The organism is Pisciglobus halotolerans (assembly GCF_900113675.1).
GTDB classification, from domain to species: domain Bacteria; phylum Bacillota; class Bacilli; order Lactobacillales; family Carnobacteriaceae; genus Pisciglobus; species Pisciglobus halotolerans.
Genome location: NZ_FOQE01000042.1, coordinates 1 through 12,310 on the forward strand (window position 1 = coordinate 1; position 12,310 = coordinate 12,310).

The following is a 12,310-nucleotide window of genomic DNA, read 5'->3' on the forward strand; positions in this document are numbered from 1 at the left end:
TCTTTTTTGAGGCTCTTTTTGTTTGATCACTTTTTTAATGACTCGTTTCATACCATTAAAGCTTCTCGTATAGCCAGCTCTTTTCAATTGGGCATAGACCTCAGCTAAGCCTTCGTGACTGAACCGTTGGTACTTCTTTTTAACGAGCTGAATTTCTTCCTCTGTGTGCTGATTAGGATGTGCTGTCTTTGGTTTTCGTGATTTGAGAGCTAAGCTTTCGACAGTTCCATCGTATTTATCTAATTGGCGATAAATAAATTGACGATAAGTGTTGTATCTTCTAGCAGCTTTCGAAACGCCATACTTAAGCGCATACTCGCACATTTTCTTTCTTACACGCATTTCTTCTGTTATAATAGACAATATAGGGACATCCTCCTGATTTTGTGTGGTAACTTAATTATACAGGATGTCTCTTTTTTTGTGTCTATTTTTGTAACATATCTATTGTACCTCTACAGACGGCGACTTTTAAAATCGATATATGTTGATTAACATAAGCTTATATAATTACAAATTCGCCTATGTTAAAATGGGTGTAGGTAATTCGTGATCACTCCTATATTTCTTTGGTTGGAAATATATATTGAATGTAGTACGAATGACTCTTTTTATTTGTCTAGCTTAATTTTACAAACAGTGATTTAATAAAATAATCTTAAAATATTCCCTAAATTGTATACCAAGATTTTGGTAATATATCTTTATTACCAAAACCAGTGCTTGGTGCTATTACAATTTTATTTTGGTTTTGATTTAACCATGCTCCCCACCAACTAAAAGTACTATTTGCAATGATATTGTTCTCACACTTAGACATAAGATACATTTCTTCTATACCAGAATTTTTTGAATCTGAAGATACAAAAAAACAATTTTTTTGATTTTTAAATTTTTCTTTTGTCCATTCAATATCGTCTGAAAAAAAGAAAAAAATAGGGTTATCTAATTTCTTTTCTAAATAAGTTATAGCTTTCTTTTGGTAATCTACATCTTTAAATAAACCATGTTGTAAAAAATCTCCTCTTCTAATATGAACAGAAACGCTTCTACAGTTTATTATCTTAGTTTCATATTCTTTTAACTTATTTGATAAAACATAATTAGGAGAAAACTGTTGTATTAATTCATCTCTATAGTTTTCAAAATATAAAGGACTTTGCCAAAATCCAGATAAATAAAGTGATTTATTTGTGAGATCAAAGTTTATGTTATATTTTTCTTTATATTTCTCGCATATAAATTGAGTTGATTTCAAGTTATAATTATTTTTTCTTTTCATTTCTTTTTTCCTTAGTTTAATAGAAATCATGTTTAAAACCTCTACCAACCAAAATATTTTTATTTCTAATGGAGCATTTTTAAATGTTATCTTTTTATAATCATTAAGTTTGAATTTATCTAATTGATAGGTTCTCTTTTTTGAAATTTTAAAATTTGTAAGATCAAGAATAAGTGGCATATCATATTTCCTAGAATACGAATACGCAATAGCATACTGAAACATTTGGTTCCCTAAACCGCTCGTTATTCGTGTATATATCATTGTATCCTCTTCCCTAATTATAGAATATTATTTTATTTTAAATATTTGTATAAAACTGTTACGTTCATTCCATAAAGTATTATTTGTGTTAAAACTGCAGCAATACAGTAACCAAATAAACCAAAATTATTCATCATTAATAAAGCACTGGTAATATAAGTTAATAAACCCGTCATTTGGATTGAAATTAACCATCTTGAGGGGCAATATTTCATGATTAAAGGTCTAATTATTGTATTAATCATTTGTAATATAATAACAATATTAGTAACTTTGTAAATTTTCAAAGATTCTATTATCATTTCATCAGAATATAAAAGACTTAAAACAAACGGAGTTGCAACAAGAAGTAGCAAATAAGCAGTTATGCCAAATACTAGAGTAAATACAATAATATTTTTAAAGTATTTTGAAACTTTGTTAACCTCTACATTCGCCAAGTAACTTAAAGTCATATTAGATAGTGGAGTCGCTACAAAACTCCCCATTTTCCCTACAATTGTCGCAATATAATAAATAGATACACTACTTGCTCCTAGAAAAGGGAGTATCAGAATACGATCTAAGTAAGTTAATGAAGAAGCAATTACATTTGTAAATCCTAATTGACTATAATTTTTAATAGTTTGATTCCATAAAGGGGTTCTTTTAAAAGGTTCTTTATGCCATTTTACAGATACGGTCAAATATAAAACTCCTGCTATCTCTCCTAATAGATATGTAAAAACCCATTGACCTAGTAAGCTAGAAAAAAGTATTCCTACTAAGTATCCTAGAATTACTGCTATAGATTCCTTGATAAGTTTATCGAAATGTAAAGTCAAGCGATAGAAAACTTGTATATAGCTTCTTACGATGCTTAATAAAATATATATAACTATCAGTGTATTCTCAAGAGAAATCATCCTAGAATAGTAATAAATTAGACTACTCGATATTATTAAAGAAATAAGCAATCCAATTATGAGTAATAAATTAAAATCTCCTTTAATTTTATTATTTCTGTATTTTTGATCATTTATTAATCGAGTGTTATTAAGTGCTGTACCAAATACAGATGAAAAAATAGTTGCTATACCTGTAATACTTAACATTACTCCAAACTTATTAGTCCCAAAGTTTGCAGCTAAAAAGGGATTGATTATAATTTGAGTAACTCCTATTACCATTAAATTAGATATTATATTTAAACTTATATCTTTTACGAAGTTCTTAGCTCTTTTAATTATATTTTTTTTCATTTAGCTATAAACCTTCTTTGCTACTTTTATAATTAGAACTTTGTGTCAAACAATAAGCTAAACCAAACCAAAAATAGCTATTTGTTAGAATGCTGTAACTCAATTGCATAGCTATTATATTAAAAATAAACATAAAAACTATGAATACATGAGGAAGTGAGTAACTTTCAATCCTTATATTATTTCGAAGCGAGATTAGAATTACAATAATAGATGCTAGAGTAAAGAGTAATCCATAGTTAGACAACAATTCTAAAACAAGATTATGAGGATATGCTAAGTTTGTTATTGAGCTATAACCTAAAACACCTTTCCCAAAAATCGGAGCTCCTTTAAATAATTCTAAAGCTAATGTATATTGTACATCTCTTCCATTTCTACTAGCACTGAGATCAATAAATTCATTTTCTGTTAACAAAATTTTAGTGAAATTTTCAAAACCATTTCTAAAACTTTCATCTATATTTATGCCAATTAAAAAAGTGCAAAAGATTATTATTATAAAAATAAATATTTGTTTTTTTTTAATGTCTTTATTCAAAAAAATATATACAGATAGTGTTCCAATTACTGCGAATAAAGCTCCTCTAGAACCAGAACCCACTATCAGCCAAAATTGTAAAAGGATTAAAAAAAATTTCAAAGTTAAAATAATACTTTTATTTTTTTGTCTTCTGTTTTTTTTATTTAATAAGGATATAATATTAAATATTAAAAAAACACCTGCAGTATAACCTATAAATAGGTGGCTACTCTCTCCAAAATTGTAAAAGTAACCTTTATTATCAAGAGGAGTTTTTAAATAACTGTAAAACAAAATTATTGTAACCATTATATTAAGAGCAAAAGTCATATCATAAAAACTATTTTGTTTATTAAACTTTTTTATATAAAAACCTCCTAAGTAGGATGGAATACAGAGAGAAATAAATTGGATAACCATATTAAAAGTTTTATCATTCAACTGATATTTATTTATAGAAATTAGTATTAATAAAATCATTAACACAGGGACACCGAGAATCCATATATCTCTTAAATTTATTTTATTCCTTTTTAAATAGTCAATAGTAACTAGGGTGACAGCAGATATAGAAATTATAAAAACATAAATAGCATAAATTAAATCTTTGGAAGGAATAATAAACATATTACTTAAGGTTGTAAAAATTAGACTAGAAAATACTGCCATAAATATAATAAATTTTCTCATGTTCTATTTTCCTCTTTTAATTTTTTTATTTTTTTTGCAGCTATATTTATATCATAATCCCACCAATTTGATTTTTTAATTTTTAATCTAAATTCGCTACTAAATCTATATTTTATAATTTTTGCAGGAACTCCTACTACTATTGAAAAATCCGGAACGTTTTTTGTAACTACTGCACCTGCTCCTATAATTGCACCGTTTCCGACATTGACACCTCTTTTTATAACAGCATGTGTTCCAATCCAAACATCGTTTCCTATTGTTATTTTTTTCTCAGTCAGACTTTTCACCTTATTTGAATCCTGATAAGCTTTTACTAGTCGAAATGAAGTACTAATTTCATTTACATCATGTTCGCCTAACCCGATCATTACATTGGGAGCAATAGAGCAATAGTTTCCTATTTTTGCGTCAGTTATCATTGTGTTATCACCTATATACGTATAGTTTCCTACATTAGTTTTTTCATCAAAAAAAACATTCTTTTTGAATATACACTTTTTTCCATATTTTCCATAAATGCCTTTTTTCAAAAAAATAATACAACGTATTCTGTGAAATAATTTTGAAATCTTTTTCAAGTTCCCTTTCTCCTTTAGATAATATAAAATAATTTGAATCGAGTAAATAGCTAGCTAGGATTTCTATTTAATGTTTTTTGTAATCACTTCAAAGTATTTATTCATCATTACCGTAATTTAATTAACATTACTTATGAGTATAGTTTACTTTTTATTAAACCCTCAAAAACTTCAATTAAATTAGAGGCCAACTTTTCATCAGTCATCTTTTTTGCTGTTTCATGAGCATTATAAGAAATTGATAGAATTTCTTTTTTATTCATATTATTAATAGTTGTTATTTTGCTTGCTAATTCTTTGCTATCTTTAGTTGTAGATAAAAAGCCATTAAAACCATCTATTAATACGGAATCAATACCTTCTCCCTTAGAGCCTATTGTAATACACCCTTGAGACATAGCCTCAACATAAGTCATACCAAAGGTTTCTCTATCGCTTACTAAAATAAAACAGTCAGATTTGTTCATTTTTTCAATGATTTTGTCTCTAGGTAACTTATTTATAAAAGCACAATACTCCCAAAGATCTAGCTTTGTTATCAAAGACTTTAAATTGTTCTCTTCAGGACCTTCTCCTATAATCTCTAGAAAAATATTTTCTCCGTTTTTGTTTAGGTGATATAAAGCTTGAATTATAGTATCAATATTTTTCCTCTTTATAAGTCTACTCACTGTAATTATTTTTTTTATTTTTTTCCTTGGATTTATATTTTCTTCTAAATATTTTTTAGGTAAACCAGAAGTTATTAAAAAATTAGTGGCTGGCGTAAAATACTTATTCGAAAATATTTTATATTGCTGTTCAGATCTAAAACCTATTCCATCAATTGCCTTTAAATTCCTTATAAAGTACCCTCTAAGAAAATTATTATTCAGGTATGAGAAGTCTGTTGCATGTAATATAGAGTATAATTTTACATTATTATTTGTTTCTTTATACAGTTTTTTACCAATAATTAATGAAGGATTTAGAAAATCTGTAAGAATTATATCATACTTAAAATCCTTTTCTTTAAGATAATTATTAACCTTATAAAAACAATCTTTTATATCTTTATTAAAGAAAGCACCATGAGGAATATATTTCTTTATAGGAAGTCTAAAAATTTCTACTGATTCATAATTATATTTAGATTCTTTATAAAAAAAAGAATCATTTTGATAAAGATTAAGCTTATTTATAATTTTGTTTTTTTTTAAATTAACAACGTTCTGAAATACTTTTGGGTAAACTGGCATAGTATGTATAACTAATACTTTATTTCCTTCTTTTTGCCAATTTCTGGTGTACTGATGTAAAAAAAAAGTTGATTTATTTTTTTTTATATTATCAAATGTTGGATATTGAGTTGTTAGAACTAAAATATTCATTTCTCTCACTCTTTTCATTAAATATTTATTAATAAACAAAAAAATAATAGTTTTATTAATTTCATAAATTGCAAGCTTAAATTAGTTACCTAAAGCGTCCAATTTTTGATGCTTAATTGTAAATTCAAATGCATAATTTTTTTAAAAAAGCATGTCAGACAGCGGATTTACTAAAAAACCAGTATTATTGAGAAATGGGACAATCTTCTGTCTTTAGTCTTGTGCTCATTCCATTTTTCGGCTTATTGTTGGTGCATCTTTTAGTCTGTCTTGTAATAAGCTGTGTCAAGAGGAAGAGCAGAGCGGCTCTTGACACAGCTTGCGGCAAGACGCTATCCTTTTGGCCCAACAAGAAGCTCGTTAAGCTGCGTCTATTCTATTTATTTCAGATTCCAAACATTCTTTTGGTGTAGCATAATTTAAGATTCGACGTGGACGTTCGTTGATTGCTTCTGTATAAAGCTGGAGCTCTTGATATCTCAAGTTTCTTAGTGAGCAGCCTTTAGGAACAAACTCTCGAAGCATGCCGTTATGCCGTTCATTCGTCCCTTTTTCCCAGGAAGCGAAAGCATAGGCAAAGAAAACATCTACAGAAGAGGTTTGTTCTTCAATCTGTGAAGGCAAGGCGAACTCAGAACCGTTATCAGTAGTCAGAGATTTAAACTGCTCGATCCCTTGATTCTCCATCAACTGCAGAGCAGCCTTTTGGATTAGTTCGGCACTCTTTCCCCATATCTTCTTTGTTAAAAGAAAGCGTGTTTTTCGCTCTACCATCGTCAGAATCACAGGTTATCCTTTTGTCTTTTTGCCTCCTAATACTAAGTCAACTTCCCAATGACCAAATGTTTCACGAGAAAGAACAGATGGATCACGCTCTTTGATACTCCTGCCTAAGCGCTTTGCATTTTTCCCTTTTGGCTCCGACCGTTTCTTTTTGCGTGGGCGCATGCTTGTTTTCATTGGCAAATCAATATTCCGGACAGAAAGGACGCCTTGATCAATCAGCGCATAGACGGTTTTCGTGCAGAGAACCTTCTTTTCGTCTGGATGCTTTTCCCGATAAGTATGGACAAACGTATCAACGCTCTGTGTTCGTGGATTATTTTTAGCAGATCGAATAGTTTTCGGCATCTTTTTGAAAAACACTTCTGAATACTTATGTTGGAAGTCCTTGACATGAGACCGCGTTCTGTTTTCCTTATAAACATGCGAGCCGGCTTCTGCTGAGTAGCATTCGTAGTAAGAGCGGTCATAAGCCATTTGACGGACTTTTCCACGTCTCAATTCGCGGGAGACGGTTGACTGATCCACTCTCAGTTCCAACGCCATTTTCGCCTGACTCAGCTTTCCTTCTTTAGCCATCTCTTCGAGTCTCCCCCCCGTTGGATATCAGATAAGTGTTTAGCCTGTTTGCATTTTGTGTTAGAATAGTTACTGGCCATGTAGATACTCCTTACTTTGGTTTCGTCGCTTTAAAGTATACCGTATCTACATGGCTTTTTTATATTTTTTTCTTTATGCATTTCATTTTACAACTAACCAAAATAAATAATATATGTCGTTTTTACTATTTATTATAATGTTAACTCCTTTGTAAAATACGAATTCTAATTTATTAACGAAACCTAGATAATGTATTTACATGGTAAACTAAATTAGTTCTATTGTGTTTTAAAGCATTTTCAATGTTATTGAACTAAAGTGTTAATTCATTAACAGTAGAATAGACCATTTTAAAACTTTATCCATTCATTGGGAACAATGTCGATTGGTTTATCATCTTTAAACCATTTTTTAGGAGCAATTACTATTTTATTTTCATTTTCGATTAACCATGCTCCCCACCAATAAAAAGTACTATTAACAATAATAGCATGCTTACATGCTGCCATGATAAATAACTCTTCAATATCACTTACCTGTTTATCTTCAGTTCGATATATTACATTAGCATCGAAATTCATATTTTCTTTAACCCACTGTATATCATTAGAAAAAATATAAAACACAGGAGTATCTACCTTTTCTTTAATATATTCAATGGCTTTAGTATAGTAATCTGAATCAAAAATACCATAATGTTTTCTAGTCTTAGTTGACTCTAAATAATCTCCTCGTCTTATACCTATGAACACAGCATTTTCTTTTTTTATTTTATCAATGAAATTTTTTGTTTTTTCATCGAAGTCTTTATTATAACTTATTTCTTTTTTTAATTCTTTTTCAATCTGTTCTAGATATTTCCAAGATTGCCAATATCCATCGAAATAATTATACTCAATGATTTGCTGTACATTACGTTTTTTCCTATCTTTTTCATAATAATATTTATTATTTAACATAAACTCTAACATTACTTTAAATTTATATTTAAAACTTAAAGGATCTCCTAAATGTGAAAAAAGGAAAACGTTATTTAAATCGGTCTCAGTTGCTTTTTTTATTTTAGTATTTAATTGTTCAATTCTTGGTTTGCGGACTTGATCACCTTTCACACCATTATAATATGTAAAATCAGCTTTTACTTCGCTAATACCATAGCCAACTTCTAACAATCTCATAAAAGCATACTGAAACAGCTGGTTACCCAGTCCACCTTTAAACTTTACTATTTTCAATATTTCATCTCCTTACATTATTAATCTGGGAACAATTTTGTTAAAATGTAAGATGCACTTGTTCTCCTTACTATAAATAACTAATTAAATATAACTGTATAATAAAATCAAGAAAAATTTAGTATTCTCGTATGTCTCTTAGAAGTAGCATTACCATGTAATATGCGAGTCTTGATCTTTAGGAACAAAATTCTAAGTTATCTAAACACAAACTTAGAAATAGATTTAAAAATCCAATAAGTACTCAAACTAACGGAATCTTTTAATGAAAGTTTTTCGATTTTTCTATAGATATTCCAATGATATTTCAATAAACTAAATTTATTACTAGAAACAGACCCTTTACGAACTCTATGACTACTAAGTATTTCATTTATTGTGTGTAATGTGTCTGCTTTTTTGATTATTTGTAACCACATCAAGTAATCGTTTCTTTTTTTTATATCCGGTACTTTAAACTTTCCTAATTTTTTTGCATTGTATATTACTGTAGAATTTCCGGGACAATTTTTTAACACTCCAAAATAATCTCGACTTTCTTTTTCAATTACGAGTTTGTTAATATCATTACCATCTTCATCTATTTTATTATAATTAGTACATGTAAAATAATGCTCATTATCTTTCATAAACTTAATTTGCTTACTCAGTTTTTCTGAAAACCATAAATCATCGCTATCTAAAAAAGAAATAAATGTTCCTTTCGCTAAATCAATACCTTTATTTCGAGCAATAGCAGGTCCAGAATTTATTCCTAGTTTTATATATTTAATTCTTATGTCAGTTTTTACATATTTATCAACTATTGACTCAGTATTATCCTTAGAGCAATCATCAACTATTATTAATTCAAAGTTTTTATAGGATTGTGCTAACACTGATTTTATAGCATTTTCAACATACTTTGCACTATTATAAGTGGGCATAATGATGGAAACACAATCTTTATCTTTATCAAAATACATCTTTTCCAATAAATTTAATCTCCCTCTGAAAGTTCTATTGACTCTTCTAAAGTTCTAACATTATAAATACATTTATATTTTGATAACTCTTTCGAATAAACTAAGTTACCAAATACTTTATTGATGATAGTTACCCTTTTTCCGAGTTTTTTTAATAAAAAATTGAATACTCGAGTTGATATTATTTTTTTCCCGTTTCTTTCTGCAATTAATTGGACGATTTCTAAAGTTCTAACATACTCTTCGTTTTGAGGGAAATATAAACCATTTTCTTCATTTTGTATTAAAAGTCTAATAAATTCAGTTAAATTATCAATGTACAGCATACTTCTTTGATTTTCAATATTTAGAAAAAAAGGTGTTACTTTAGCAAATTTTGATAACAAATGGTAATTTCCTTTTGCCCCTTTACCATAAATCATCGGTGGACGAACTATAACAATATTAAAGTTTTTTGACTGTAAAGGTTTAATACCTTTTTCAGCTAAAAGTTTACTATTACCATAAAAGTTAATTGGTTTAGGCACTGTTTCTCTAGTAATTATCTTTTTTTCGCCAATTTTGCCACTTGCTCCATAAACAATAATGCTACTTAAGAAAATAAATTGTTTTACTCCTTGTTTTTTTGCCTTTTTTGCAATGTCAATTGTTAGCTCTGTATTCACTTTATAATAAAATTCTTCTTGATCGGCTTTTGTGTCTTGATGTGCTATTCCAGCCACGTGAACAACTACATCAAAGATAGAAAAATCAATTTCTTTCCATTTATCATCACGAACAGATTCTTTTGTTATAATATATTCTTCAGGAAACTGATTAAGCCAGTTCGCTAATGAGTTTCCAATATAACTGTTTTTTCCTGTTATCAATATTTTTTTAACCATGATTTGACACCTCGTGTTCCTTAAGTGAACCCGTACCGCCTTCAACAACTCCGTCAGATTTCAAAATACTGAATATTGTTCCAAAAAAGCATTTTATATCTAACCATAAGCCCATTTTTTTAACATACTCACCATCTAATTTTGCTTTGACATCTATTTCTAGTTCATCTCTACCATTGATTTGCGCCCAACCTGTAATTCCTGCTGGTACATCATTCGCCCCATATTTATCTCTTTCTTCAATTAAATCGTATTGATTCCAAAGCGCTGGTCTTGGTCCAATAACACTCATTTCTCCTTTAAATATATTAAGGATTTGAGGCAATTCGTCTAAAGATGTTTTTCGTAAAAACTTGCCTACTCGTGTAATCCATTGATCTGGATTGCTCAATAAATGAGTAGGTGTATCTTTTGGCGTGTCGATGCGCATCGTTCTAAATTTTAAAATATAAAAGTGTTTTTTGTGCATGCTAACACGTTTTTGTTTAAATAGTATTGGACCTTCTGAATCAATCTTAATTGCTATAATAATAAGTAGAAAAGCAGGTGATAATAGAATTAATCCTAAAAAGGAAAGGACAATATCTATTAATCGTTTCATTTTTAAGTAAAACATCAGAAATAAAAACCTCCTATTAGTCACGCTTTATCCTTTTGCGAAAGCTATTTTAGTATCTTCTGAATAGCTGGTTTCCTTATCTGCTCTTGCATTGTTTTTCTCATCTAATTGTCCATTTGCAAATCCAATGAGAGCTGCTTTTAGTTTATCTTCTGAATAATGTTCAATTAGATGAACAAAATGCATAACCTCTTCAATAGGTTTATTATTTACTTTGCCAACAAAGATTTTATCATAAACCTTTTTGTCTGTATGTTCGCTAGATGCAAGCAACTCTTCATAAAGTTTTTCCCCTGGACGTATGCCTGATTCTACAATTGGAATTTCTTTCTCAGTGAAACCAGATAATTTAACCATTTTCTTAGCTAAATCTACAATTTTTACTGGTTTTCCCATATCCAGAATAAAAATTTCTCCTCCATTGGCCAATGCGCCAGCTTGCAGCACTAAGCGACTTGCTTCTGGGATGGTCATGAAGTAACGTGTCATTTTAAAGTCGGTTACTGTAATTGGTCCGCCATTTTTGATCTGCTCTTTAAATAAAGGAATGACACTGCCGCGGCTACCTAGAACATTTCCAAAACGAACTGCTGCAAATTTTGTTTTTCCTGGTTCATTTAAACCTGTCACGATCATTTCTGCAATACGCTTGGTAGAGCCCATAACATTTGGCGGATTAACAGCCTTATCCGTTGAAATCATGACAAAACTTTTTACGTTTGCCGCTTTTGCAGCTTCCGCCATATTCTTAGTTCCATAAATATTATTTTTTACTGCTTCGGTAGGATTATATTCCATTAACGGAACATGCTTATGAGCTGCTGCATGATACACTCGGTCTGGCTTATATTGTTCCATAATTTTAAAAATCCGGTCACGATCTTGAATATCTGCAATAATAGGCGTAACTTTTGTTTCTTTATGGATTATCTGTCTTAATTCTTTATTAATTAGACTCAACTTTCGCAGTTCAATTGTGGTAGGTATCCCTTGATATAACTAGGCAAACAAGCTGCCCATTGTTGTACTTGACAGTCGATAAATGTTTTGAGCCTTTTGGTTGCTTTCTGGCTGATTTCTTCCAGCAATGAGAGAAGTGTCTGTAAAGCTGCTGCCCAGTCTAATTCATTCACTTCGTCACACAACTCATAAAACATGCCGCCTAGTGTACGTTGATCGCTGCCACATCGGTTCTGCCAAGATAAAACGATATAACGGACAAAAACAATGGTCGTATGAGCAATCAGTGAATCATAGCTTCTGCCTTGGTGCT

The 12,310-nt window shown here is 29.7% G+C and carries 9 protein-coding genes and 4 pseudogenes; all 13 read right to left on the reverse strand.

Annotation, left to right across the window (positions count from 1 at the left end; all coding sequences use genetic code 11):
- Positions 1-363 (reverse strand): annotated as a pseudogene (locus BM057_RS10085) (IS481 family transposase); the annotation flags it as partial.
- 307 nt (positions 364-670) lie between these two features.
- Entirely contained in the window at positions 671-1,546 is an 876-nt protein-coding gene (locus BM057_RS10090; RefSeq protein ID WP_092093466.1) for an alpha-1,2-fucosyltransferase, read from the reverse strand.
- 32 nt (positions 1,547-1,578) lie between these two features.
- Positions 1,579-2,787, reverse strand: a complete 1,209-nt coding sequence (locus BM057_RS10095) for a lipopolysaccharide biosynthesis protein (protein ID WP_092093468.1) — start codon at positions 2,785-2,787, stop codon at positions 1,579-1,581.
- A gap of 4 nt (positions 2,788-2,791) precedes the next feature.
- Positions 2,792-4,000 (reverse strand): O-antigen ligase family protein, encoded by a 1,209-nt coding sequence (locus BM057_RS10100; RefSeq protein ID WP_092093471.1) that lies wholly within the window; start codon positions 3,998-4,000, stop codon positions 2,792-2,794.
- Positions 3,997-4,581 carry a CatB-related O-acetyltransferase gene (locus BM057_RS10105; RefSeq protein ID WP_092093475.1) on the reverse strand — a complete coding sequence of 195 codons (585 nt, stop codon included), beginning with the start codon at positions 4,579-4,581 and terminating at the stop codon, positions 3,997-3,999. The genes BM057_RS10100 and BM057_RS10105 overlap by 4 nt, the downstream gene beginning before the upstream one ends.
- A gap of 131 nt (positions 4,582-4,712) precedes the next feature.
- Positions 4,713-5,951: a glycosyltransferase gene (locus BM057_RS10110; protein WP_177186233.1), complete on the reverse strand. Its 1,239-nt coding sequence runs from the start codon at positions 5,949-5,951 to the stop codon at positions 4,713-4,715.
- A gap of 360 nt (positions 5,952-6,311) precedes the next feature.
- A pseudogene (locus tag BM057_RS11980) lies at positions 6,312-7,313 on the reverse strand (IS30 family transposase).
- A 371-nt stretch (positions 7,314-7,684) separates the two neighbouring features.
- Positions 7,685-8,569 carry an alpha-1,2-fucosyltransferase gene (locus BM057_RS10125; protein WP_177186234.1) on the reverse strand — a complete coding sequence of 295 codons (885 nt, stop codon included), beginning with the start codon at positions 8,567-8,569 and terminating at the stop codon, positions 7,685-7,687.
- Between the two features lie 197 nt (positions 8,570-8,766).
- Complete coding sequence (locus BM057_RS10130; RefSeq protein WP_092093495.1) at positions 8,767-9,534, reverse strand: glycosyltransferase family 2 protein; 768 nt, start codon at positions 9,532-9,534, stop codon at positions 8,767-8,769.
- 14 nt (positions 9,535-9,548) lie between these two features.
- The gene (locus BM057_RS10135) at positions 9,549-10,418 is read right to left on the reverse strand and encodes an NAD-dependent epimerase/dehydratase family protein (RefSeq protein WP_092093489.1); all 870 of its coding nucleotides are present in this window, start codon (positions 10,416-10,418) and stop codon (positions 9,549-9,551) included.
- Positions 10,411-11,034, reverse strand: a complete 624-nt coding sequence (locus BM057_RS10140) for a sugar transferase (RefSeq protein WP_092093492.1) — start codon at positions 11,032-11,034, stop codon at positions 10,411-10,413. Before BM057_RS10140 ends, BM057_RS10135 begins: the two co-directional genes overlap by 8 nt.
- 30 nt (positions 11,035-11,064) lie before the next feature.
- Positions 11,065-11,991 (reverse strand): annotated as a pseudogene (locus tag BM057_RS10145) (UDP-N-acetylglucosamine 4,6-dehydratase family protein); the annotation flags it as partial.
- 2 nt (positions 11,992-11,993) lie between these two features.
- A pseudogene (locus BM057_RS11720) lies at positions 11,994-12,310 on the reverse strand (IS4-like element ISTeha3 family transposase); the annotation flags it as partial.